The organism is Pseudomonas sp. FA-1 (assembly GCF_056856075.1).
Window position 1 is genome coordinate 122,834 of sequence record NZ_JBWXTH010000001.1, and the last position, 23,399, is coordinate 146,232.

The window sequence follows — 23,399 nt, forward strand, 5'->3', positions numbered from 1 at the left end:
ACAGAGAACCGGTCACGGCCAGCGGCTGTTATTCGTCATCATCAAAGTTGTACATACCCGGCGCAAGGTTCTCGAAGCGGGTGTACTTGCCGATGAATGCCAGGCGAACGAAACCGATGGGGCCGTTACGCTGTTTACCGATGATGATTTCCGCTACGCCCTTGTGCTCAGTCTCAGGGTGATACACCTCGTCCCGGTAGACGAACATGATCACGTCGGCGTCCTGCTCGATCGCACCGGATTCACGCAGGTCGGAGTTCACCGGACGCTTGTTCGGGCGCTGCTCGAGGGAACGGTTGAGCTGCGACAGGGCGATGACCGGGCAGTTGAATTCCTTGGCCAGGGCCTTGAGCGAGCGAGAGATCTCGGAAATCTCGTTGGTCCGGTTGTCACCGGCAGAGCCCGGGATCTGCATCAGCTGCAGGTAGTCGACCATGATCAGGGCGATCTCGCCATGCTCGCGCGCCAGGCGACGGGTACGCGCGCGCATTTCCGAAGGGCTGATGCCGGCGGTATCGTCGATGAACAGCTTGCGGTCGTTGAGCAGGTTGACTGCCGAGGTCAGGCGCGGCCAGTCGTCGTCGTCCAGTTGGCCGGAACGCACCTTGGTCTGGTCGATACGGCCCAGGGACGACAGCATACGCATGACCAGCGACTCACCTGGCATCTCGAGGGAAAACACCAGCACCGCTTTGTCGGTACGCAGCACGGCGTTTTCCACCAGGTTCATGGCGAAGGTGGTCTTGCCCATCGATGGACGGCCCGCGACGATGATCAGGTCGGCGGGCTGCAGGCCGCTGGTCTTCTCGTCCAGATCGGTGAAACCGGTGGAGACGCCCGTGATGTCGCTGTCGGAGTTGAACAGCGTGTCGATCCGGTCGATCGCCATGGTCAACAGCTCGTTGACCCCTACCGGCCCGCCGGTTTTCGGACGGGCTTCAGCAATCTGGAAGATCTGTCGCTCGGCATCGTCGAGGATCTCTTCGGCACTGCGCCCCTGCGGGTTGAAGGCGTTGTCCGCGATATCGGTACTGATGCTGATCAGTTGACGCAAGGTGGCACGCTCGCGAATGATCGCGGCGTAAGCCTTGATGTTCGCCACCGACGGGGTGTTCTTGGCCAGCTCGGCCAGGTAGGCCAGGCCACCGACCTGGCTCGACAGCCCTTCCTTGTCCAGCTGCTCATGCAGGGTGACCACGTCGAACGGCTGGTTGGCGTCGGCGAGCTTGTGCACGGCCCGGAAGATCAGGCGGTGGTCATGCCGGTAGAAATCGCCATCCGACACCTGATCCAGCACCCGCTCCCAGGCGTTGTTGTCCAGCAGCAAGCCACCGAGCACGGCCTGTTCGGCCTCGATGGAATGCGGCGGCACCTTCAGGGCAGCGGTCTGCAGGTCGAGCTGTTCGGGGGTGGTGATCTCGTTCATGGCCACGAAAGAATTCTGGAGGATGAAAAAGACAAAGGGCACGGCCTGTGAAAGACAGGACCGTGCCCGATGTTAACCGGCGAGCCCATCAAGGGCTAGCCAGCCAGTGCAGCTTAGGCAGCTACGACGACCACGCGTACGGTGGCTTCGACGTCGCTGTGCAGGTGCACGGCTACGTCGTATTCGCCAACCTGGCGGATGGTGCCGTTCGGCAGACGAACTTCAGCCTTGGCCACTTCAACGCCGGAGGCGGTCAGGGCGTCAGCGATGTCGTGGGTGCCGATCGAACCGAACAGCTTGCCTTCGTCACCGGCGGTGGCAGTGATGGTCACTTCCAGCTCGGCCAGTTGGGCAGCACGGCTTTCAGCCGAAGCTTTACGGTCTGCAGCAGCCTTTTCCAGCTCGGCGCGACGCTCTTCGAACGCAGCCAGGTTGGCGGCGTTGGCAACGACAGCCTTGCCGAAAGGCAGCAGGAAGTTACGGCCGTAACCACCTTTAACTTTTACTTTGTCGCCCAGGTTGCCCAGGTTGGCGACTTTTTCCAGCAGGATCAGTTCCATTTGGTAAAACCTCTTAACTTTTAACCTTCACCGTTCGCGGAGTCGTCACCCTGGTGAGGGGACTTGCGACCGCGAAAATCAATCAGGCTGTCGACAATGGCCAGGACCACGAGCAACGGATAGGTCAGCTGCATGAACAGCACCAGCGTCACGTACAACCCCACCAGCCAGAACCTGGCCAGGCGCTTCTGGGCCACCAACCCGTGCAGCAAGGCAATGCCCGCGAACATGAGCGGTACGCTGCACAGCGGCGTCAGCAATGCCAGGCCGGAACCGAGGTTCGGGCCGAACAGCATGCAGGCCAACAGCACCAGCATCGGCACCAGGGGAATCCGTACCGCTTGAAACTCGCGGCCGAAACCTCCCGGGTTGTACAACACGGCTTGCCAGTAGCGCCCCAACATCAGGGCCAGCACACTGACAACTTGCAACAGGGCCGCGATCAGGCCGCCGAGCACCGGTACGATGAGGCTTCCAAGGTGTGCCTGTTCCTCTACCGATAACTGCTGGTAGAGGCCGTCGAGCATCTGCGGCAGGGCTTTTTCAAGCGCTCGCGCCAGAGCTTCGATCGGTTCGCGGAACACCGAACCAAGCACAACACCGTACAACAGGCCCAGGGCGATGCTGGACAACAGCACCCGGTTCCAGGAATGCCCGGCGCGCAACAGCGCAGCCAGCCCCAGCGTCCCCAGCAGCACCATCAAGGTGCGTGGCTCGCCGAAGACCCACCAGGCCAACGCCGGCAAGATGCCCCAGACGATGACCGAGGAAGCGTCCTTGAAACCGCGCCGCAGGAACACCAGGCTCCCGGCGGCGGCACTCAACCAGAACAACAGCGGCAATGCCGCACAACCGGCCACCACGATGGAGGCCTGCACACGACCGCGCATGATGAAATCAGCCAACGCTCGCATGCTTATCCCTTGCTACTTGTCGACGACCCGGTCTCAGCGGCCGTGGCTGTCGGTGTAGGGCAGCAGGGCCAGGAAGCGGGCGCGCTTGATAGCGGTAGCCAGCTGACGCTGATAACGAGCTTTGGTACCGGTGATACGGCTTGGAACGATTTTGCCGGTTTCGGATACGTAAGCTTTCAGGGTGTTGAGATCTTTGTAGTCGATCTCTTTCACGTCTTCGGCAGTGAAGCGGCAGAATTTACGACGACGGAAGAAACGTGCCATGTAATAGGCTCCTCAAAAAGGTCCGTGGATTACTCGTCAGCGTTATCGCTGTTGTCGCTGTCGTTGCTGTCGTCGCCTTCGGCGCCATCAGCAGCTTCAGGACGCTCGCGACGCTCACGGCGCTCGCTGCGGTTCTCTTCGGCCTTCAGCATCTCGGACGGACCGGTGACGGCTTCGTCGCGACGGATGATCAGGTTACGGATCACGGCATCGTTGTAGCGGAAGTTGTCTTCCAGCTCGGCCAGGGCCTTGCCGGTGCACTCAACGTTCAGCATCACGTAGTGAGCCTTGTGAACGTTGTTGATGGCGTAGGCCAGCTGACGACGGCCCCAGTCTTCCAGGCGGTGGATCTTGCCGCCGTCTTCTTCGATCAGCTTGGTGTAACGCTCAACCATGCCGCCGACTTGCTCGCTCTGGTCCGGGTGAACCAGGAAGATGATTTCGTAATGACGCATGAATGCTCCTTACGGGTTAGTAGTCTGCCAGCACCCTGGTCAGACAAGGAGTGAATGACACTGTATGTCTTGCCTTGAAAAGAAGGCACATGCGCGCCTGCCTGCTTGGCAAGGGGCGCAATTGTAGAGAAGGCGGGGCGGACAAGCAAGGCGATTGGCGAATATTTGAACAGCCTGAAACAATTCCGGACTGTGAGCAACCCATCGCGGGACAAGCCCGCTCCCACAGGCTCGCCCCAGCCAGCAAGACCGACGCAGACGCTGTGGGAGCGGGCTTGTCCCGCGATAGGGTCAGCGCTTGCCCTGACGCTGGCGCACGGCCTCGAACAGGCATACGCCGGTGGCCACCGACACGTTCAGGCTGCTCACGCTGCCGGCCATCGGCAGCTTGACCAGGAAATCGCAGTGCTCGCGGGTCAGGCGGCGCATACCCTTGCCTTCGGCCCCCATGACGATGGCGATCGGCCCGGTCAGGTCCTGCTGGTACAGCTCCTGCTCGGCCTCGCCGGCAGTGCCGACGATCCACAGGCCGCGTTGCTGGAGTTTTTCCAGGGTACGGGCCAGGTTGGTCACGGCCACCAGCGGGATCACCTCGGCGGCACCGCAGGCGACCTTGCGCACCACGGCGGTCAGGGTGGCCGACTTATCCTTGGGGATGACCACCGCGGTAGCGCCGGCGGCATCTGCGGTACGCAGGCAGGCGCCGAGGTTGTGCGGGTCGGTCACGCCATCGAGCACCAGGATCAGCGGCGGCTGCTCGGCACGCTCGAGCATCTCGTCGAGCATGGCCTCGCCCCAGACCTGGCTGGGGCTGACCTCGGCGACCACACCCTGGTGTACACCCTCGACCCAGGCGTCCAGCTCACGGCGCTCAGCCTGGCCGACCGGCACACGGTTTTCCGCGGCCAGCGCCAGCAGGGCCTGGATACGCGGCTCGCTGCGACCTTCCGACAGCCAGATCTGCTTGACCCGCTTGGGATGGTGCTGCAGCAGCCCTTGCACGGCGTGTACACCGTAGATTTTTTCCAGCTGGCTCATGACTTCTTGCCTTTACGTGGCGCGCCGGACTTCGACGGCCCCTTGCGGTGCTTGGTCGGCTTGCCGGACGCCTTGGCGCCCTTCTCCGACTTGCCGCTGGCGTGGCTGTGGCGAGCCTCGCTCATCAGCGCCTTCTTCATTTCGCGGCTCTTGCGCACCTCGGCGTTGCGCTGCACGGCATCCTTGGGGAAGTAGGCCTCGGACGCCTCGCTCTTGCGGCTACGCGGCTTGGGCGAAATCTTCGGCTCCGGTGCAGGCTCGGCCGCGGTGGCAGCGGCCTGCGGGGTCGCACCGCGCGACTTGCGGCCGACCGGGGCGGCAACGGCCTGCTCGGACATCTCGAAGTCGATCTTGCGCTGCTCCAGGTCGACGCGCATGACCTTGACCTCGACCGTATCGCCCAGGCGGAAACTGCGCCCGCTGCGCTCGCCGGACAGGCGGTGATGCACCGGGTCGAAGTGGTAATAGTCGCCTGGCAGGGCGCTGACATGCACCAGGCCTTCGACATAGATGTCGGTCAGCTCGACGAACAGGCCAAAGCCGGTCACGGCGGTGATCACACCCGGGAAGGTCTCGCCAACGCGGTCACGCATGTATTCGCACTTGAGCCAGTTGACCACGTCACGGGTGGCCTCGTCGGCGCGCCGCTCGGTCATCGAGCACTGCTCGCCCATCTGCTCGAGGGTGTTCTCGTCGTACGGGTAGATCCGCGCCTTCGGGATGCTCATGGCGCCGGCCCGCTTGACGTGTGGGGTATCGACCTTCGAGCGGATGACGCTGCGGATGGCGCGGTGGACCAGCAGGTCCGGGTAGCGGCGGATCGGCGAGGTGAAGTGGGTGTAGGCCTCGTAGTTCAGGCCGAAGTGGCCGTTGTTCTCGACGCTGTACACCGCCTGGCTCAGCGAGCGCAGCATGACGGTCTGGATCAGGTGGAAGTCCGGGCGCTCGGCGATGCTCGCCAACAGGGCCTGGTAGTCCTTCGGCGAAGGCTCCTTGCCCTTGTGCAGCGACAGGCCGAGCTCGCCCAGGAAGGCGCGCAGTTTTTCCAGGCGCTCCGGCGGCGGGCCATCGTGCACGCGGTACAGGGCCGGAACGCCATGCTTCTGCAGGAACTCGGCGGTGGCCACGTTGGCCGCCAGCATGCATTCCTCGATCAGCTTGTGGGCGTCGTTGCGCACGGTCGGGCGGATCTCATCGATCTTGCGGTCTTCGCCGAAGATGATGCGGGTTTCCTGGGTTTCGAAGTCGATGGCGCCACGGGTATGACGAGCGGCCACCAGCGCCTTGTACAGCGCATAGAGGTGCTTGAGGTCCGGCAGGACGGCGCTGTACTCCTCGCGCAGGGCCTTGCCTTCGCGGGTGCGGGCATGCTCGAGCATGCTGCTGACCTTGTTGTAGGTCAGGCGCGCATGGGAGTGGATGACGCCTTCGTAGAACTGGTAGTCGACCATCTGGCCGGCTTTGTTGATGGTCATTTCACAGACCATGGCCAGGCGATCGACATGCGGGTTCAGCGAGCACAGGCCGTTGGACAGCTCTTCGGGCAGCATGGGCACGACGCGCTCGGGGAAGTACACCGAGTTGCCCCGCTGCTGGGCCTCGATGTCCAGAGCCGAGCCCAGGCGCACATAGCTGGAGACATCGGCGATCGCCACATACAGGCGCCAGCCACCGGAGAACAGGCGCAGCTTGCCCAGCGGCTCGCAATAGACCGCATCGTCGAAGTCGCGGGCGTCCTCACCGTCGATGGTGACGAACGGCAGGTGGCGCAGGTCGACACGTTTCTCCTTGTCCTTTTCCTCGACTTCGGAGCGGAACCTGCGGGCTTCCTTGATCACCTCTTTAGGCCAGACATGCGGGATGTCGTAGCTGCGCAAGGCGACATCGATCTCCATGCCCGGCGCCATGTAGTTGCCGATGACCTCGACCACGTCGCCCTGGGGCTGGAAGCGCGGCGTCGGCCAGTGGGTGATCTTGATCTCGACGAACTGGCCGATCTTGGCCCCGCCATTGCGCCCGGCGGTAACCAGCACTTCCTGCTGGATCTTCGGGTTGTCGGGGGTCACGTAACCAATGCCGCCTTCCTCGAAGTAGCGGCCGACCACGCTCTCGTGGGCGCGGGAGATGATTTCCACCAGCACGCCCTCGCGGCGGCCACGGCGGTCGACACCCGAGACGCGGGCAAGGCCCCGGTCGCCGTCGAACACCAGGCGCATCTGCGCGGGGCTGAGGAACAGGTCCTCGCTGCCGTCGTCGGGAATAAGGAAGCCGAAGCCGTCGCGGTGGCCGGAGACACGGCCGCAGATCAGGTCCAGCTTGTCCACCGGGGCATAGGTGCCGCGCCGGGTGTAGATCAGCTGGCCGTCACGCTCCATGGCACGCAGGCGGCGACGCAGGGCTTCGATCTGGTCTTCGTCGTGCAGGCCGAACTCTGCGGCCAGCTCTTCGCGGGCGGCGGGCTCGCCACGGTCGGCAAGGCGCTGCAGGATCAGCTCACGGCTGGGGATGGGATTCTCGTATTTTTCCGCTTCGCGAGCGGCCTCGGGATCGAGGGATTGCCAATCGGCCATCAGAAGGGGTTCACCTTGGGGTATATAGATAGGAATTCTGGCATAGGCGTATTGAAACCGGAAATGTCAGCCTTGGACAGCCCCAGTGGCATGTCCGGTGTGCGGGAATAGGCCTGCGGAATCAACAAGTTGAATTTTTTGAAATTTTTTTGAGCTGGGGGCTTTACAGCCCTCAGGAGCGTCCGTATAGTGCGCACCACAACGACGGACAACCCCGAAGTTGTAGTAGAGATGAGCGGCGCTGTAAAGCATCTTTTATCTCGAATGTGTGCCCAGGTGGCGGAATTGGTAGACGCGCTGGTTTCAGGTATCAGTGGCTTAACGGCCGTGGAAGTTCGAGTCTTCTCCTGGGCACCAATGATTTTCAAGTAACAGATGACCAAGGATCTGTTACTGCTGTGTGAAAGCGAACGGTTTTCGCCTCACCAGATGATGCAAAGCTTTGCCCAGGTGGCGGAATTGGTAGACGCGCTGGTTTCAGGTATCAGTGACTTAACGGTCGTGGAAGTTCGAGTCTTCTCCTGGGCACCATACAAAAACCCACTAGCTTGCTAGTGGGTTTTTTCTTGTCTGCGATTTTACCCTTCCAGCCTTCACGCCTTCTCTGTAGGAGCGGCTTTGCGCCGCGAACCGGGCGCGAAGCGGCCGTAAACCCTGCATGCACGCCCCACGGGTGAATATCACATCGCCCCATTGCGGCCGCTTCGCGCCCGATTCGCGGCGCAAGGCCGCTCCTACAAGGGAAGCGGACACCGCCCCACCCTTTGGTCTATCCCTGAATTTTCCTTCACCCGGCCACTTGAGAAACGATTTCGTTTACCATTGTTTCCAAATATGTAGCCGTAAGCGAGGAAGTACCCGCATGACGATCCGCCCGCAATTGCTGATGCGCAGCCTGGCCACCGCCCTGCTCGGCCTGGTGATCGGCGCACCGGCCGCCCTGGCTGACGACCCGGTCACCCTGACCCTGTACAACGGCCAGCACAAGGAAATCGGCGAAGCCATCGCCAAGGCCTACGAGGCCAAGACCGGCATCCACATCAATATCCGCAAGGGCAGCAGCAACCAGCTGGCCAGCCAGATCATCGAGGAAGGCGACCGCTCCCCTGCCGATGTCATCTACACCGAGGAATCCCCGCCCCTGAACAACCTGGGCGAGCTGGGCCTGCTGGCCAAGATCGACGACGCCACCCTGAACATGCTGCCCAAGGAATACGTCGGCGCCAACGGTACCTGGATGGGCGTCACCGCACGCACCCGCGTGGTGGTGTACAACCCCAAGAAAGTCGACGAAAAAGACCTGCCGACCACCGTGATGGACTTCGCCAACCCCGAATGGGACCGCCGGGTCGGCTACGTGCCCACCAGCGGCGCCTTCCAGGAGCAGGCCGTGGCCATCCTCAAGCTGCACGGCCGGGAAGCCACCGAGGAATGGCTGACCGGCCTCAAGGCATTCGGCAAGACCTACACCAACAACATGGTCGCCCTCAAAGCCGTGGAGAAAGGTGAAGTCGATGCCGTGCTGGTGAACAACTACTACTGGTACGCCCTCAAGCGCGAGCGCGGCCAGCTGGACACCCGCCTGTACTACCTGGCCGACGGTGACGCCGGCAACCTGGTGACCATTTCCGGCGCAGGCGCGGTCAAGGCCAGCAAGCACCCCAAGGAAGCCCAGGCACTGCTCAACTGGATGGCCAGCGAAGAAGGCCAGCGCGTGATCACCCAGACCACCGCCGAATACCCACTGCACAAGGGCATGGTCTCCGACCAGGGCCTGAAGCCATTCGAGGACCTGCGCCCACCGAAGATCACCCCGGCCGACCTGGGCAATGCCGAGGAAGCCCTGGAGCTCGAGCGCGAGGTCGGCCTGCTCTGATGACCGCCGCCCTGCCCCAAGCGGCCCTGCCGCGCTTCGTACCACGCCGCAAACGCCCCTCCATCTGGGTGGTGCTGCCGGTTCTGTTCCTGGTGGCGATGAGCGTGCTGCCATTGCTGTATGTCGGTACCAAGGCCTGGGAGGCCGGCTGGCATGAAGCCTTGCGCCTGCTCTGGCGGCCATTCGTCTGGGGCCTGCTGCGCAACACCCTGATGCTGATGGCCGGCGTGACGATACTGTGCATGGTCGCAGGCCTGGCCCTGGCCTGGCTGCTCGAGCGCAGCGACCTGCCGGGTCGCCGCCTCTGGGGCGTGGTGCTGTGCCTGCCGTTTGCCGTGCCGTCGTTCGTCAGCAGTTTCACCTGGGTGTCGCTGAGCTCGGGCTTCGAAGGTTTGGGCGGGGCGATCCTGGTCATGGCGCTGTCCAAGTACCCGCTGGTGTTCCTGCCGGTGGCAGCCACCCTGCGCAACCTCGACACCTCCCTGGAAGAGTCAGCGCGCACGCTGGGCTGCAACCGTTGGGGCGTGTTCAGCAAGATCACCCTGCCGCTGCTGTGGCCCTCGATGCTGGGCGGCGCACTGCTGATTGCCCTGCATATGCTGGTGGAGTTCGGCGCGCTGTCGATCCTTGGCCTGCAGACCTTCACCACCGCGATCTACCAGCAGTTCGAACTCGAGTTCAGCAACGCCAACGCCGCAATGCTTTCGGCGGTGCTGTTGGCGCTGTGCCTGGCAATGCTCTGGCTCGAGCTGCGGGTACGCGGCAAGGCGCGTCATGTACGCATTGGCCAGGGCGTGGCCCGACGCGCCCAACCGGTGAAGCTGCGCGGCTGGATGCCAGCGGCGCAACTGTTCTGCCTGGCGCTGGCCATACTGGGCAGCGGCATTCCCCTGGCGATGCTCGGGTATTGGCTGAGCGTGGGCGCCTCGGCAGCCTTCCCAGTCGCCGAGATCGGCAAGGCACTGCTCACCTCGCTGTCGGTCTCCCTGGGCGGCGCTGGCTTCTGCGTCCTGCTGGCGTTGCCGATCAGCTTCCTGGTGGTGCGCTATAAAGGCCGCCTGGCGATCTGGGCCGAACGCCTGCCCTATCTGCTCCATGCCCTCCCCGGCCTGGTGATCGCCCTGACCCTGGTGTTCTTCGCCCTGCACTACGTACCGGCGCTCTACCAGACCACTGCATTGCTCATCCTGGCCTATGCGCTGTTGTTCCTGCCCCTGGCCCAGGCGCCAGTGCGCACGGCACTGAACAAGGCCTCGCCAACCCTGGAAGAAGCCGCCCGCACCCTGGGCGCCAGCAGCTTCGGTGCGTTTTGCCGAGTGACGCTGCCGATCATCTTCCCAGCCCTGGCAGCAGCCTTTGCCCTGGTGTTCCTCGATGCCATGAAGGAGCTGACGGCCACCTTGCTGCTCAGCCCGACCGGCATGACCACGCTGGCGACTGAAGTGTGGGCACATACCGCCAACGTCGAGTTCGCGGCGGCGGCGCCTTACGCGGCGCTGTTGATCGTGGTTTCGGGGTTGCCGGTATATCTGCTGACGACGCGGATGTATTTGAACAAGGCTTGAGCGCTAGCGCGGGCAAACCCGCTCCTATAGGGCAGCACCGTACCCGTGGGAGCACCTTGCCCGCGATAGCCTTAAAGCAAGAACCGCATATTACAATCAGCCATCACTGGCGCCTACTAGCGCCAGTGGATTATCCAAATGCAGAATGTCACAAGAATAAAAAACAGCAACAAATGGAAAAACCATAAAGCAACCAAAAATCGCTTCAAACGAACTGGAAACCTACGCACGTCCTCAAAATCCAGTAGCCCTTTATGCACGCACATCTTGGCAGCCATCAACATTGCGGATACCGATCCTACTCGCATAATTCGCCCCATAACTCCGGCTTGAGAAAAAACCCTTCTATTCTCCACCACCATCGGACTGTTTGAAAAAAAGGACTCGATGTGATCGAGGGATCTATTTGCAATCACTACCCAGACTGTAAATAGCACTACAGGCGAAGCAAATAAAAGCACACCAAGCACAGCCACATACACATCTGTCATTGCGCAACCCTCAACATGCCGAGACCGTCCTTGAGCGACTCGTAGGCTTGGGCTCTTTAGGAAAATATAACATCAAGAACCTTACCCGCCGGAGCTTATGTAAATCCACACACGAAAAACGATCATTAACAAAAAACATAAGAAAACCCCCAACAAAAGCCCCACAATCAACCATTTTGTGCCGCAGGGAACGCGCTTGACGTCATCTAAGTCAATAAGTCCCCTTCGCGCATAGGGGCCCGGAATCATTAGAACGCAACCTATAATACTCATCCGTAAAACCTTCCCAATCAGACCCGCTCCCGAAAAAATTGATTTCAGGCCCATGATATATTTTGAATTAATGAGCAACAATTCAATGGAATCGACATACCGATGAGCCACATACACAAACATCGACATAACAAAGCAACCAGGACCTAGAATAGACATCCATAGTACTGCAGGTTCAATACTCATCCTGACACTTTCCTGTACAAATACTCCCCTATCATTTCGCCGCCTTCTGCACCTATATTCCCCCCCACAACGCCTCCAACCATGCCTCCCAAGACAGCACAGGCAAGTGCACCGGGCCCAGTGGTGATCCCAAGAACGAAGGTACAACCAGCGACGGCGAGAGCACCACCTATTGTCCCTCCTATACTTCCTCCACCCACCCCTGTCACGAGGGAACTTCCATGCACATACTTAGCTTTTTCACACTCTTCCTCTCGCCCCAATGCACATGCTCTATGTATATCGAGAGTTGTCGATGCGACATCCAGCCCAATCCCTATATAGGTTCCCTTCTTGATAAAAGCTGCCGCTTTAGAAACCCCAGCAATTTTTTCCGCATATCCAGCTATCTCACCCGAATGCAAATAACGTTTAGTAGATATCTCTAGCGTCCGCTTTGCTTTTCCTTTGTTACGTAAGGATGAACCATAAGCTGCTACCATGCTCAGCTGTTCCTCTAACTGTAGAAACAGCGCCTTTCGCTTCGCATAAAATTCATCGCGCGCCCTGATCGTACCGTTACCCAAGTACTCACGATAAAGTCGTTCAATCTGTTCCAACGTTTTCTTGATCGCCTCGAGATGCCTGCTCCAGCCGTCGGCAACCGCCCCGGCGCCCATAGAAGCATAAGCGAGCAGGCTTTTCAGCAAGTCATAATTATCCAGAAAAAAGTCATCCACCCCGATATTATTGACTTCTAGCTGATGATGTATCCCTGCCGCCTTCGCCATCAAAAATGCTTCGTGACTTGTGCATGACGGAGTACTGGGATCTCCAACGATGACCAGCTCCCCTCCGACGACCACACTGTTGACGATATGTGCATTCAGCACATCAAACTTGGCTCGTTGATTCGCCGACATGGAGATGCCAGCCTTCAACGACTCATAGGTTTGCGCCCGGGCGTTGATAAAACTGCGTGCTTCAGACATGGCCTTCCCTCACGCATATTTCTTGTTGTTGATACGATCCCAACCGCCGGTCACATTGCCGCCGCCGCTGCCATCGAGGCGTTTCTGCCGTGTATAGGTGGTCTTGATACGGCCATAGTTCAGCTGCACGACTTCCACCGGCACGCCATCGCCAGCGCTCTGGGCGTAGTCGGCGATGATCACTTCCTCGAGCACGACTTCGTAGTACTTGAGCTTTTCGGTGCCAGCCCGGCACACCACCAGCTTCACTTCCTTCAGGTGCTGGCCGGCACAGCTGGCTTCGAGAAGCTTGCTGCTGGCGCTGTCGAGATATTTGGTAAAGGTGAAGTTGGTGAGCGTGGTCCGCCCGGAGGATGCGCCGCCTGCAGAGCTTGCGGTGGCCGAAGTGCTCTGGTGGGCGCCAAACTTGTAGCCGGTGATCTCGATCCAGTTGGGATACTGCGCGTCCAGTGCTTCGCCATTGATGTGCGCGATTTGAATGTAGGCATCAAAAGCCATGCTTACCTCCCTGGTAGTAGATGAGCTGTTCATGAGATGTCGGAGACCGTCATCTTGAGGTCCAGACGAACCTAGCCCCTCTATGAAGGCCGTCGCAATACTGTCGGGAGAAAAAGGCGAAATTCAGAAATTGCCTACATGTTCGCCGCTGAAAGCGGATTGATCGCGTTTAAAATTGTTTCAAACAGGGCGTAGGCCTGACTGCCATTTGCGGTTGCGTAAAAGCTGTGCGGGCGGAGTCGGCCTCTCAGCAGGCCAACCCAGCTCCGCGATTGCATGGCAAGGGCTTCGCCCTTGATCGCGGGACAAGCCCGCTCCTACAGGGCGGTCCATAGCCTTGAGAGCGGGCTTGCTTCGCGATGCGGTCAAGCCTTGAACTGACCCAGGCTGGCCCGCAATTGCGCCGCCAGGTCGTCCAGCACCTTGCTGCTGGCGGTGGTCTGCATCACCACCTCGGCCGAGCGCTCGGCCTGGGCATGGATGTTCTCCACCCGCCCTCGCACCGCCTGCGCTCCGTGGGCCTGTTGCTCTGCCGCGCGGGTGGCCAGGCCGATGGCCGAGTGCACCTGCTCCACCGCCGCCTGCACCGACTGCTGGCGGCGTTCGTTGTCGCGCAACACCAGCAGGCCCTCGCTGGCCTGGCGCCCGGCCTGGCCGATGGTCGCGACGGCCTCCTTGGCGCCCTGCTGCAAGGCGGCGATATGCGCCTGGATGTCTCCGGTCGAGCTTTGCGTCTTGCTCGCCAAGGCGCGTACCTCATCGGCCACCACGGCGAACCCGCGACCGGTCTCCCCTGCCCGCGCCGCTTCGATGGCCGCATTGAGCGCCAGCAGGTTGGTCTGTTCGGCGATCCCATGGATCACCGTCAGCACCACCTCGATCTGCTCACTCTGCTTGGCCAGGCGCTCGATCACCTGGGAGCCGGTCTCCACTTCGCTGGCCAAGTTCTCGATCAACCGTGCCAACTGGGTCGAGGCGCGACTGTTTTCATCGGCAGCGCGACGGATGTCCACCACCTGCTGCAAGGCGGCCTGCATGGCCTGGCTTTCGGCCTGGGCTTCGTCGGCCATGCTGGACAGGTCGCGCAGGCTGGCGGCCACCTCGTCGCGCTGCAGCGCTGCGGCGGCATCGGCGCCGGCATTGCGCTGGGCCATGGTGCCGATTTCCACGCCCGTACGCTGGGCCACTTCACCCGCCTCGCGCACGATGGGCTGCAACTTATCGACGAAGCGGTTGACCGCCGAGGCCATGTCGCCGATCTCGTCACGGCTGTCGAGCGCCACTCGCTTGGTCAGGTCGCCTTCGCCTGCGGCGAGATCATCCAGCGCCCTGATCAACAGGCGCAGCTTGCTGACCACTCGTCGCCCCAGCACGACGGCCACCACCAGCAACACCCCCAGGCCCACAAGCACCAGACCGAGGCCTATGCGCCAGCGCAGCTCGGCAGCGGCATCGCGCACAGTTTGTGCGGTGTTGGCCTGCATGGCGGCAGCGCTGCCCTGGGCGGCCTCCAGCCGCGAACGCAATGCCTTGCCGCTGTCGGCCGCCGCAGCCACCAGGCTGTCGCCGACCAGCTGTTCGCCGCTCGCGATCAGGGCGGCGAATCGATCGTCCAGAGCCTTGAGCTGTTGCTCCACCCCCGCCGTGGAAACCCCCATCACAACCTTGCCGATCTCGGCACCGTTGGGGTTGATAGGGGCCTCGACGTAGTACACCGAGGGGTCCTTGCGCGCTGCATCGAGCACCTTGTCCAGCGCCCGCTCGCCCTGCCCCTTCTCGAGCAAGGCCTTGTTGATAGGGTTCTGCCGGTTCAGATAGCGAGTGAGATGCTGGCCCTGGGCGTCGTCATAGATGACGAACAGTACGTTGGGGTTGCGCTGGGCGCGGCGGGCGAAGTCGGAAAGCGTGGGCACATCGTTGTCCCAGATGGCGCGCGGTGCCACCGAGGCCAGCAGCTCGGCCATGTCGTTGGCTGAGTCCTTGAGGTTCTTTTCAAGGGTGCTGCGCAATTGCTGCTGTTCGCTTTCAAGACGCGCCGACAGCCCTGCGCTCAGACGCTGGCGGGTGCTGGCAGACAGGCTGTCCAGGCCCGAGCGAACGTCCTGGCCGGCGTGCTCAAGCTCCGTGGCGAGCTTGCGGCTGTCATTGCCCAGGCGCTCGCCCAATTGCGCCTCCAGGGCAGTGACCGTGCTTCGGGTCAGTGCAACGGCGACCAGAACCTGCACCAGAAGAGCGATACCAAGGGCAACAAACACAGGCCGCAAGAGGCGGCTTCGTAACAGTGAAAGGATGGCAGACACGTTGAAACTCCCGTGTTCTTGGCGCCATTACTTTGATGGCACCCACGGGCGTTTCATACAGCAAGGGTTGTGCCGGGGTCAGCGGGGGGAAGTGCCAAGGTTCAGCAAGGAAGTGCTTTGTACTGGCCCAGCCAGCTCCAACCTGTCCTGCGCTGCTTCAAAGACACCGCCATACCGGTGGGAGCCGGCTTGCCGGCGATTGGGGCCGATGCAGGTATCGGCAAATAAAAACGCCGCAGCCCCTTTCGAAGCCGCGGCGTCGGATCAGCCGAACGGCAGATCAGGCAAACGGATGACGCAGGACGATGGTCTCGTTGCGATCCGGGCCGGTCGAGATGATGTCGATCGGCGCGCCGATCAGCTCCTCGATGCGCTTGATGTAGGCGCGAGCGTTGGCCGGCAGCGCTTCCAGGGTCTTGGCACCCAAGGTCGACTCGCTCCAGCCCGGCAGCTCTTCGTACACCGGCTGCAGGCCGATGTAGCTGTCGGCGTCGGTCGGTGCTTCGATGACCGCGCCGTTCTCGTCCTTGTAGCCCACGCAGATGTTGATGGTCTCCAGGCCGTCCAGCACGTCCAGCTTGGTCAGGCAGATGCCCGAGATGCTGTTGACATCGATGGCGCGACGCAGGATCACGGCATCGAACCAGCCGCAACGACGAGCGCGACCGGTAGTGGAACCGAACTCATGGCCGCGCTTGGCCAGGGTGGCACCGGTTTCGTCGAACAGTTCGGTCGGGAACGGGCCGGAACCGACGCGGGTGGTGTAGGCCTTGGTGATGCCCAGGATGTAGTCCAGGTACATCGGGCCGACGCCGGAACCGGTGGAGATACCGCCGGCGGTGGTGTTCGAGCTGGTGACGTACGGGTAGGTACCGTGGTCGATGTCCAGCAGCGAGCCCTGGGCGCCTTCGAACATGATGTCCTTGCCGGCACGGCGCAGGTTGTGCAACTCGGCGGTGACGTCGAGCATCATCGGCTTGAGCTGTTCGGCATAGGCCATGCACTCGTCCAGGGTCTGCTGGAAGTCGATGGCCGGCTCTTTGTAGTAGTTCACAAGCTGGAAGTTGTGGTAGTCCAGCAGCTCGCCGAGCTTGGCGGCGAATCGCTCGCGGTGGAACAGATCGCCCACGCGCAGGCCGCGACGAGCCACCTTGTCTTCATAGGCGGGGCCGATACCACGGCCGGTGGTGCCGATCTTGGCTTCGCCACGGGCTTTCTCACGGGCCTGGTCCAGGGCCACGTGGTAGGAGAGGATCAGCGGCGCTGCCGGGCTGATGCGCAGGCGCTCGCGCACCGGTACGCCCTTCTCTTCCAGCTTGGTGATTTCACGCATCAGCGCGTCCGGGGCAACGACCACGCCGTTGCCGATCAGGCACTGGACGCCCTCACGCAGGATGCCGGAAGGAATCAGGTGCAGAACGGTCTTCTCACCATTGATCACCAGGGTGTGACCCGCGTTGTGGCCACCCTGGTAGCGCACTACGGCGGCAGCATGTTCGGTCAGCAGATCGACGATCTTGCCTTTGCCCTCATCACCCCACTGGGTGCCCAGGACGACGACATTCTTACCCATAACACTTGTCCTCATTCACGCAAACTTGGTTGCCGGCCTTTTGCCGACGAAGAAACTCAATGGGTCAGCGGCAGTACCTGCCAGCGCCCGTCTTGCTGAATCAATTGCCGATCACAATCCGCCTCGAGAGCAGCACTCAACGGCTGGCCAGGCAGGGCCTGGACCACACGCTGGCCCTCGTTGCGCAACTGGCAGACCATCTGCCAGAGGGCCGCATCGCCACTGTCGGGCATCCAGATGCCGCCAGAAGGCAATACGACCTCCGCTCGCCCCAGTGTGACCAGGGTCTTCAAATCCGTGGAGAAACCGGTAGCCGGGCGCGCCCGGCCGAAGTCGGCGCCGATGTCGTCGTAGCGCCCGCCCTGGGCGATCGACTGACCGACACCCGGCACGAACACGGCGAACACCACGCCGGTGTGGTAGTGATAGCCGCGCAGCTCGCCCAGGTCGAAATACAAGGGCAGGTCCGGGTAGCGCGCAGCCAGGCGGTCGGCGATCGCCAACAGGTCGTCCAGCGCGGCCAGCACACCGGCCGGGGCTCGGCCCAGGCGCACCCGGGCCTCGGCCAGCACTTCGCGGCCACCGCACAGCTCGGTCAGGGCGCGCAGCATGTTGCCCAGGTCCTTCGGCAGGTCGGCGGTCAGGGCCTGCACTTCATCGACGGACTTACGCTGCAGGGCATCGAACAACTGCTGCTCGACCGCGCCCGACAGGCCGGCGGCACGGGCCAGGCCACGGTAGATACCGACATGGCCGAGGTCCATGTGCACATCGGCGACGTCGGTCAGCTGCAGCGTGGCGAGCATCAGGCTGATGACCTCGACATCGCTGGTGGGGCTGGCGTCGCCGTACAGCTCGGCACCGAGCTGGATCGGGCTACGCGAGGTGGACAGGGCTCGGGGCTGAGCATGCAGCACGCTGCCGGCATAGCACAGGCGGCTCGGGCCTTCGCGGCGCAGGGTATGGGCGTCGATGCGCGCCACCTGCGGCGTGAAGTCGGCACGAAAGCCCATCAGGCGACCGGACTGCGGGTCGACCACCTTGAAGGTACGCTGGTCCAGGTCCTGGCCGGCACCGGTAAGCAGCGACTCCAGGTACTCGATATGCGGGGTGACGACCAGTTCGTAACCCCAACTCTGGAACAGGTCCAACACCTGGCGCCGCGCGATCTCGATACGCGCGGCCTCAGGCGGCAGTACTTCCTCGATGCCATCTGGCAGCAGCCAGCGGTCTACCGTTGCCATTACGCCATTTCCCCTCTGGTCCGGGCGGCCTGCCCACAGGCGAGCCGTAAGTGAAGCAGGCATTGGCGCACAGCAGCAGGCAGCACTGATCCCAGCGCCACCACCGTACCCAATACCCTCGAATTGCCTTGCGACCTGGCCAAGCCGTCAACCGGCGGCTTGCCAATCAACCTTGCAGACGCAAAAAAGCCGGGAATTTCCCGGCTGACTGATCATACACCGCTTTTCCTTCAGGATGCACCCCGCTTGGCATTTTAGCTGCCGGGCGGGTGCCTTCCGGCCAGTTGCCGGGGCTGCTTTGCAGCCTTTTCGCGGCACAAGGCCGCTCCACAGGGGAGCATAATCCTGTAGGAGCGGCCTTGTGCCGCGAAAGGGCCGCACAGCGGCCCCGCCAATTCAAGCCAGACCGATCAAGGCTTGCTCTTGTCCAGGAAGCGGAAGAACTCGTTCTTCGGATCCAGGACGAGCACGTCGCTCTTGCTCGAGAAGCTCTGGCGATACGCCTGCAGGCTACGGTAGAACGCGTAGAACTCTGCGTCCTGGGTGTAGGCCTTGGCATAGATGGCAGCCGCCTGGGCGTCGCCGTCACCGCGGGTCTCTTCCGCCTCGCGGTAGGCCTCGGCCAACAGTACGCGACGCTGGCGGTCGGCATCGGCGCGGATACCCTCGGCCAGCTCGTTACCCTTGGCACGGTGCTCGCGCGCTTCACGCTCACGCTCGGTGCTCATGCGGTCGAACACGCTGCGGTTCACTTCCTTCGGCAGGTCGATGGCCTTGACGCGCACGTCGATGACTTCGATACCCAGCTCCTTGCTGGCCATGCGGTTCAGCGAAGCTGTGATGTCGGCCATCAACGCGTCACGTTCACCGGAGACCACTTCGTGCAAGGTGCGCTTACCGAACTGGTCACGCAGGCCGCTTTCCAGACGACGGGACAAGCGCTCGTCAGCGATCTGCTTGAGGCCCGAGGTCGCGGTGTAGAAGCGCTCGGCATCCTTGACCCGCCACTTGGCGTAGGCATCGACCATCACCGCCTTCTTCTCCAGGGTCAGGAAACGCTGGGTCGGGGCGTCCAGGGTCATCAGGCGGGCGTCGAACTTGCGCACCTGGTTGACGTAGGGAACCTTCACATGCAGGCCTGGCTGGACATCAGCCTGGACCACACGGCCGAATTGCAGCAATACCGCACGCTCGGTCTGGGACACGATGTAGAAGCTGTTCCAGGCCACGATGGCCAGTACTACAGCGGCGATCAGGGCGATCAGCGATTTATTGCTCATCAACGGCTCTCCCTAGAACGCAGCGACTGTTGCTGCTGTTGCATTTCCTGCGCCGCGCGCGCGGCCGCGTCGTTGGCCGAAGCCGGTACGCTGCTGACCGGAGCGGCCGTGTTGCGGCTGCCTTCCACCATCTTGTCCAGCGGCAGGTAGAGCAGGTTGTTCTGCCCATCCTTGGTTGCCACCAGGACCTTGCTCGAGTTGCTGTAGACCTCTTGCATGGTCTCCAGGTACAAGCGCTGGCGGGTCACGTCCGGTGCCTTGCGGTACTCGGCGACCAGCTTGGTGAAGCGGTCGGCCTCACCCTTGGCACGGGCGATGACTTCATCGCGGTAGCCGTTGGCGTCCTCGATGATGCGCTGGGCCTGGCCACGGGCTTCCGGCACCACGCCGTTGGCATAGGACTCGGCCTGGTTGCGCGCACGCTGCTCGTCTTCACGGGCGCGGATCACGTCGTCGAAGGCTTCCTGCACTTCACGCGGGGCTGCCGCGCTCTGTACGTTGACCTGGGTGACGGTGATACCGGTGCGGTAGGTGTCGAGGAAGCGTTGCAGGCGCTCGCGGATATCCACGGCCATCTGCTCACGGCCTTCGGTCAGCACCTGGTCCATCGAGGTGGAGCCCACCACGTGGCGCAGGGCACTTTCGGTCGCATGCTGGAGGCTGACCTCCGGCTGGTCGACGTTGAGCACGAAGTCCTGCAGGTTGGTGATCTTGTACTGCACGGTCAGCGGCACCTCGACGATGTTCTCGTCTTCGGTGAGCATCTGGCCCTGCTTGCTGTAGGCCCGCTCGCGGGTCACGTTCTCGAGGTACTTGCGATCGATCGGCGGGAAGTAGATGTTCAGGCCCGGCCCAACCGTCTCGTAGTACTTGCCGAAGCGCAGCACCACAGCCTGCTCCTGCTCGTCCACCACGTAAACGGCGCTGTACAGCCAGATAGCCGCCAGCACGGCCAGGCCGATGCCCAGCAGGCCCAGGCCACCACCCTTGCCGATATTGCGGTCACCACCGCCACCGCGTTTCTTTCCGCCGCCGAACATGCCGTTCAGGCTGTCCTGCAGCTTGCGGAAGGCCTCGTCCAGATCCGGTGGACCTTTCTTGTCGCCACCGCCGCCGCCTCGGCGGCCGCCCCAGGGATCCTGATTGTTCGAGTTGCCACCCGGCTCGTTCCAAGCCATAGCGCTCTCCATCTGATAAAGCAAAGACGCGCCCACGGCGCGCCGTCCAATGCTACAGAATGCCTGCTTCGGCCGCCCGGCGACCTCGACGGGCATTTATTGCAAAGTGTGTTGCTCGATGAACAGTTCAGGCTCCATGCCTTCGCGACTGACCAGGCGATTGAGCTCTACCCGGGGCAGCCGCACGCTCAGCAGGCTGCGACCTTCTTCATCGTGCTCTTCGCCTTGCACCGCGCCTAGAGCGAAGAATTGCGCGCGCAGGCGGGCAAGTCGCTGTTCCAGGCGCAGGGTTCCGACATACAGATCATCCCCCAGCAACTCGGCAATCGCCTGGCCAACCAGTTCCAGGCCACGCCCATCACGTGCCGATACCCAGACCCGTTGCGGCTTGCCGTCGGCATCGCGCTGGATCTGCGGCTCGACATCTTCGAGCAGGTCGAGTTTGTTATAGACCTCGAGGATCGGCAAGCCTTCGGCCCCGATCTCACCCAGTACCGCCAGCACCTGCTCGATCTGTTCCATGCGCTCGGGCTCATGGGCATCGATCACATGCAGCAGCAGGTCGGAATTGCTCGATTCCTCGAGCGTAGCCCGAAATGCCTCGACCAGCTTGTGCGGAAGGTGGCGGATGAAGCCCACGGTGTCGGCCAGCACGATCGGCCCCAGGTCGTCCAGCTCGAGCCGGCGCAGGGTCGGGTCGAGGGTGGCGAACAGCTGGTCCGCGGCATACACCTCGGAGGCGGTCAGTGCGTTGAACAGGGTGGACTTGCCGGCGTTGGTATATCCCACCAGCGACACCGACGGGATGTCCGCGCGCTTGCGCCCACGACGGGCCTGCTCGCGCTGGCTGCGGACCTTTTCCAGGCGTGCCTTGATCTGCCGCAGGCGCACCCGCAACAGGCGACGGTCGGTTTCCAGCTGGGTCTCGCCCGGGCCACGCAGGCCGATACCGCCCTTCTGCCGCTCCAGGTGGGTCCAGCCACGCACCAGTCGCGTGCTCATGTGCTCGAGCTGGGCCAGCTCGACCTGCAGCTTGCCTTCATGGGTACGCGCCCGCTGGGCGAAGATGTCGAGAATCAACCCGGTACGGTCGAGTACGCGACACTCGAAGACACGTTCGAGGTTACGTTCCTGACTGGGCGTGAGGGTGTGATTGAAAATCACCAGGTCTACCTGCTCGGCATGGACCAGGTCGCGCAGTTCCTCGACCTTGCCGCTGCCAATCAGGTATTTGGCTGTAGGCTGGTGCCGGGCTATCGTGGCCAGCGAAACGATGTCCGCTCCGGCCGACAGCGCCAGCTCCTGAAACTCCTGCGGGTCTTCGCGCGCCTCAGGGTTCTGACCTTCCAAGTGAACGAGCAGCGCCCGCTCACCACCACCGTGGCGCTCAAAGAACAATGCAGGCTCCTATCAGGCGTTGCCTGGCTCGCTGTCGCCGTGTTCGGAATCGGACGGGCTTGGCAGGCGAACCGGACGGGCAGGAACCACGGTCGAAATGGCGTGCTTGTAGACCATCTGGCTGACGGTGTTCTTCAGCAGTACCACGAACTGGTCGAAGGATTCGATCGAGCCCTGCAGCTTGATCCCGTTTACCAGGTAGATGGAAACCGGGACCTTTTCTTTTCTCAAGGTGTTCAAGTAAGGGTCTTGTAGCGAATGCCCTTTTGACATATGCCGCACTCCTGTAAGGATCAATAGTAAAAAAACAATAAAAATCGGTAGTTCATGCCACCTTTCGCAAGAATAGACGGCAATTGCAGGGACTCAGCTCAATATGGAGACGGTCCCCAGGTATTTCAAGGTGCGGGACAGATTGTCGCAGGCCAGGCTGTCGAGCCACTCCACGCCAGACCAGCCGCGCAACCAGGTGAATTGCCGCTTGGCCAACTGGCGTGTGGCAATGATACCGCGCTCGCGCATCTCGTCGGCCGTGAGCTTGCCATCCAGATGATCCCAGACCTGCCGATACCCCACTGCCCGTATAGACGGCAGCCCGGCGTGCAAGTCACTTCTGGTGCGCAGTGCTCGGACCTCGTCGACGAACCCCTGTTCCAGCATTTGCGAGAATCGTAGCGCAATTCGTTGATGCAAAATGTGACGATCTGTAGGAGCAATCGCCAAACTGGCGACAGTATAGGGCAAATGCCCGCCCGCGCCTGCGTCTGCCGCGCTACTTTCCGCGAATTGACGTTGCCGGTGGGCCGTCATGCTCTGGCCGCTCACCCGGTAGACCTCCAAGGCGCGGATCAGGCGTTGGGGGTCGTTGGGGTGGATACGGGCCGCCGATTCGGGGTCGACCTCGGCCAACTGCCGGTGCAGCTCGGCCAGGCCGAGCTCGCGAGCCTGGGCCTCGAGCTCGGCGCGCACCGCAGCGTCTGCCGCCGGCATGTCCGCCAGACCGTCGACCAGCGCCTTGTAGTAGAGCATCGTCCCGCCCACCAGCAGCGGGATCTTGCCGCGGGCGGTGATCTCGGCCATCGCTTCCAGGGCGTCGCTGCAGAACTGCGCCGCCGAATAGCTCTCGGCCGGGTCGAGGATGTCGATCAACCGGTGCGGATGGGCAGCGAGCACCTCTTTCGACGGCTTGGCCGTGCCGATATCCATGCCGCGATAGACCAGCGCCGAATCGACACTGATCAGCTCGCACGGCAACACCTTGGTCAGCTCGATGGCCAGGTCGGTCTTGCCGGCCGCCGTCGGGCCCATGAGGAATATTGCAGGGGGCTTGCCGCTCATG

Annotated in this window: 19 protein-coding genes, 2 tRNA genes and 2 pseudogenes; 4 read left to right on the top strand and 19 right to left on the bottom strand. The window is 62.2% G+C overall.

What is annotated here, in order from left to right:
* Positions 1-28 precede the first annotated feature (28 nt).
* The 7 genes from dnaB to rnr form a co-directional block, all read right to left on the bottom strand.
* Positions 29-1,426 carry a replicative DNA helicase gene (dnaB, locus tag AC1MHZ_RS00570; protein WP_084854211.1) on the bottom strand — a complete coding sequence of 466 codons (1,398 nt, stop codon included), beginning with the start codon at positions 1,424-1,426 and terminating at the stop codon, positions 29-31.
* 113 nt (positions 1,427-1,539) lie between these two features.
* On the bottom strand, positions 1,540-1,986 hold the full coding sequence (gene rplI / locus AC1MHZ_RS00575; RefSeq protein WP_084854208.1) for a 50S ribosomal protein L9: 447 nt from the start codon (positions 1,984-1,986) through the stop codon (positions 1,540-1,542).
* 20 nt (positions 1,987-2,006) lie between these two features.
* Positions 2,007-2,900 carry a YybS family protein gene (locus AC1MHZ_RS00580; protein WP_084854206.1) on the bottom strand — a complete coding sequence of 298 codons (894 nt, stop codon included), beginning with the start codon at positions 2,898-2,900 and terminating at the stop codon, positions 2,007-2,009.
* A 33-nt stretch (positions 2,901-2,933) separates the two neighbouring features.
* On the bottom strand, positions 2,934-3,164 hold the full coding sequence (gene rpsR / locus AC1MHZ_RS00585; RefSeq protein WP_009403887.1) for a 30S ribosomal protein S18: 231 nt from the start codon (positions 3,162-3,164) through the stop codon (positions 2,934-2,936).
* 29 nt (positions 3,165-3,193) lie between these two features.
* Positions 3,194-3,619, bottom strand: a complete 426-nt coding sequence (gene rpsF / locus AC1MHZ_RS00590; protein ID WP_084854204.1) for a 30S ribosomal protein S6 — start codon at positions 3,617-3,619, stop codon at positions 3,194-3,196.
* 291 nt (positions 3,620-3,910) lie between these two features.
* Entirely contained in the window at positions 3,911-4,657 is a 747-nt protein-coding gene (gene rlmB, locus AC1MHZ_RS00595) for a 23S rRNA (guanosine(2251)-2'-O)-methyltransferase RlmB (RefSeq protein ID WP_084854201.1), read from the bottom strand.
* Positions 4,654-7,227 carry a ribonuclease R gene (gene rnr, locus AC1MHZ_RS00600; RefSeq protein ID WP_324818257.1) on the bottom strand — a complete coding sequence of 858 codons (2,574 nt, stop codon included), beginning with the start codon at positions 7,225-7,227 and terminating at the stop codon, positions 4,654-4,656. Before rnr ends, rlmB begins: the two co-directional genes overlap by 4 nt.
* A gap of 270 nt (positions 7,228-7,497) precedes the next feature.
* On the opposite strand from rnr, the gene AC1MHZ_RS00605 reads away from it, so the two are divergent.
* From AC1MHZ_RS00605 to AC1MHZ_RS00620, 4 genes are all read left to right on the top strand, one after another.
* A tRNA-Leu gene (locus AC1MHZ_RS00605) sits at positions 7,498-7,584 on the top strand.
* Between the two features lie 87 nt (positions 7,585-7,671).
* A tRNA-Leu gene (locus AC1MHZ_RS00610) sits at positions 7,672-7,758 on the top strand.
* A gap of 331 nt (positions 7,759-8,089) precedes the next feature.
* Positions 8,090-9,103, top strand: a complete 1,014-nt coding sequence (locus AC1MHZ_RS00615; RefSeq protein ID WP_084854195.1) for an extracellular solute-binding protein — start codon at positions 8,090-8,092, stop codon at positions 9,101-9,103.
* Positions 9,103-10,668 (top strand): ABC transporter permease, encoded by a 1,566-nt coding sequence (locus tag AC1MHZ_RS00620; protein ID WP_482965925.1) that lies wholly within the window; start codon positions 9,103-9,105, stop codon positions 10,666-10,668. Before AC1MHZ_RS00615 ends, AC1MHZ_RS00620 begins: the two co-directional genes overlap by 1 nt.
* Positions 10,669-11,240: 572 nt before the next feature.
* Here the strand turns inward: AC1MHZ_RS00620 and AC1MHZ_RS00625 are convergent.
* The 12 genes and pseudogenes from AC1MHZ_RS00625 to miaA all read right to left on the bottom strand — a co-directional run bounded on the left by AC1MHZ_RS00625 (position 11,241) and on the right by miaA (position 23,398).
* Positions 11,241-11,618: a hypothetical protein gene (locus tag AC1MHZ_RS00625; RefSeq protein WP_482965926.1), complete on the bottom strand. Its 378-nt coding sequence runs from the start codon at positions 11,616-11,618 to the stop codon at positions 11,241-11,243.
* On the bottom strand, positions 11,615-12,589 hold the full coding sequence (locus AC1MHZ_RS00630; RefSeq protein WP_324819109.1) for a hypothetical protein: 975 nt from the start codon (positions 12,587-12,589) through the stop codon (positions 11,615-11,617). The genes AC1MHZ_RS00625 and AC1MHZ_RS00630 overlap by 4 nt, the downstream gene beginning before the upstream one ends.
* A gap of 9 nt (positions 12,590-12,598) precedes the next feature.
* Complete coding sequence (locus tag AC1MHZ_RS00635; protein ID WP_084854185.1) at positions 12,599-13,087, bottom strand: Hcp family type VI secretion system effector; 489 nt, start codon at positions 13,085-13,087, stop codon at positions 12,599-12,601.
* Between the two features lie 365 nt (positions 13,088-13,452).
* A pseudogene (locus AC1MHZ_RS00640) lies at positions 13,453-13,968 on the bottom strand (methyl-accepting chemotaxis protein); the annotation flags it as partial.
* Positions 13,969-14,358: 390 nt separating this feature from the next.
* Positions 14,359-15,051, bottom strand: a pseudogene (locus tag AC1MHZ_RS00645) (methyl-accepting chemotaxis protein); the annotation flags it as partial.
* A gap of 616 nt (positions 15,052-15,667) precedes the next feature.
* Complete coding sequence (locus tag AC1MHZ_RS00650) at positions 15,668-16,960, bottom strand: adenylosuccinate synthase (RefSeq protein ID WP_196145050.1); 1,293 nt, start codon at positions 16,958-16,960, stop codon at positions 15,668-15,670.
* A 56-nt stretch (positions 16,961-17,016) separates the two neighbouring features.
* Positions 17,017-18,204: an ATP phosphoribosyltransferase regulatory subunit gene (locus tag AC1MHZ_RS00655; RefSeq protein WP_084854179.1), complete on the bottom strand. Its 1,188-nt coding sequence runs from the start codon at positions 18,202-18,204 to the stop codon at positions 17,017-17,019.
* 410 nt (positions 18,205-18,614) lie between these two features.
* Complete coding sequence (gene hflC, locus AC1MHZ_RS00660; protein WP_084854176.1) at positions 18,615-19,484, bottom strand: protease modulator HflC; 870 nt, start codon at positions 19,482-19,484, stop codon at positions 18,615-18,617.
* On the bottom strand, positions 19,484-20,662 hold the full coding sequence (gene hflK / locus AC1MHZ_RS00665; protein ID WP_084854174.1) for an FtsH protease activity modulator HflK: 1,179 nt from the start codon (positions 20,660-20,662) through the stop codon (positions 19,484-19,486). The genes hflC and hflK overlap by 1 nt, the downstream gene beginning before the upstream one ends.
* 96 nt (positions 20,663-20,758) lie before the next feature.
* The gene (gene hflX / locus AC1MHZ_RS00670; RefSeq protein ID WP_480460978.1) at positions 20,759-22,060 is read right to left on the bottom strand and encodes a ribosome rescue GTPase HflX; all 1,302 of its coding nucleotides are present in this window, start codon (positions 22,058-22,060) and stop codon (positions 20,759-20,761) included.
* Between the two features lie 12 nt (positions 22,061-22,072).
* Positions 22,073-22,333 carry an RNA chaperone Hfq gene (hfq, locus tag AC1MHZ_RS00675; RefSeq protein ID WP_003258160.1) on the bottom strand — a complete coding sequence of 87 codons (261 nt, stop codon included), beginning with the start codon at positions 22,331-22,333 and terminating at the stop codon, positions 22,073-22,075.
* Between the two features lie 93 nt (positions 22,334-22,426).
* Positions 22,427-23,398, bottom strand: coding sequence for a tRNA (adenosine(37)-N6)-dimethylallyltransferase MiaA (gene miaA / locus AC1MHZ_RS00680; protein ID WP_084854170.1), 972 nt, complete (start codon positions 23,396-23,398; stop codon positions 22,427-22,429).
* Position 23,399 lies beyond the last annotated feature (1 nt).

Excerpts from the sequence above, each read along its gene's own strand:
- dnaB (WP_084854211.1), bottom strand. The coding sequence starts at position 1,426 with ATGAACGAGATCACCACCCCCGAACAGCTCGACCTGCAGACCGCTGCC.
- rplI (WP_084854208.1), bottom strand. The coding sequence starts at position 1,986 with ATGGAACTGATCCTGCTGGAAAAAGTCGCCAACCTGGGCAACCTGGGC.
- AC1MHZ_RS00580 (WP_084854206.1), bottom strand. The coding sequence starts at position 2,900 with ATGCGAGCGTTGGCTGATTTCATCATGCGCGGTCGTGTGCAGGCCTCC.
- rpsR (WP_009403887.1), bottom strand. The coding sequence starts at position 3,164 with ATGGCACGTTTCTTCCGTCGTCGTAAATTCTGCCGCTTCACTGCCGAA.
- rpsF (WP_084854204.1), bottom strand. The coding sequence starts at position 3,619 with ATGCGTCATTACGAAATCATCTTCCTGGTTCACCCGGACCAGAGCGAG.
- rlmB (WP_084854201.1), bottom strand. The coding sequence starts at position 4,657 with ATGAGCCAGCTGGAAAAAATCTACGGTGTACACGCCGTGCAAGGGCTG.
- rnr (WP_324818257.1), bottom strand. The coding sequence starts at position 7,227 with ATGGCCGATTGGCAATCCCTCGATCCCGAGGCCGCTCGCGAAGCGGAA.
- AC1MHZ_RS00615 (WP_084854195.1), top strand. The coding sequence starts at position 8,090 with ATGACGATCCGCCCGCAATTGCTGATGCGCAGCCTGGCCACCGCCCTG.
- AC1MHZ_RS00620 (WP_482965925.1), top strand. The coding sequence starts at position 9,103 with ATGACCGCCGCCCTGCCCCAAGCGGCCCTGCCGCGCTTCGTACCACGC.
- AC1MHZ_RS00625 (WP_482965926.1), bottom strand. The coding sequence starts at position 11,618 with ATGAGTATTGAACCTGCAGTACTATGGATGTCTATTCTAGGTCCTGGT.
- AC1MHZ_RS00630 (WP_324819109.1), bottom strand. The coding sequence starts at position 12,589 with ATGTCTGAAGCACGCAGTTTTATCAACGCCCGGGCGCAAACCTATGAG.
- AC1MHZ_RS00635 (WP_084854185.1), bottom strand. The coding sequence starts at position 13,087 with ATGGCTTTTGATGCCTACATTCAAATCGCGCACATCAATGGCGAAGCA.
- AC1MHZ_RS00650 (WP_196145050.1), bottom strand. The coding sequence starts at position 16,960 with ATGGGTAAGAATGTCGTCGTCCTGGGCACCCAGTGGGGTGATGAGGGC.
- AC1MHZ_RS00655 (WP_084854179.1), bottom strand. The coding sequence starts at position 18,204 with ATGGCAACGGTAGACCGCTGGCTGCTGCCAGATGGCATCGAGGAAGTA.
- hflC (WP_084854176.1), bottom strand. The coding sequence starts at position 19,484 with ATGAGCAATAAATCGCTGATCGCCCTGATCGCCGCTGTAGTACTGGCC.
- hflK (WP_084854174.1), bottom strand. The coding sequence starts at position 20,662 with ATGGCTTGGAACGAGCCGGGTGGCAACTCGAACAATCAGGATCCCTGG.
- hfq (WP_003258160.1), bottom strand. The coding sequence starts at position 22,333 with ATGTCAAAAGGGCATTCGCTACAAGACCCTTACTTGAACACCTTGAGA.
- miaA (WP_084854170.1), bottom strand. The coding sequence starts at position 23,398 with ATGAGCGGCAAGCCCCCTGCAATATTCCTCATGGGCCCGACGGCGGCC.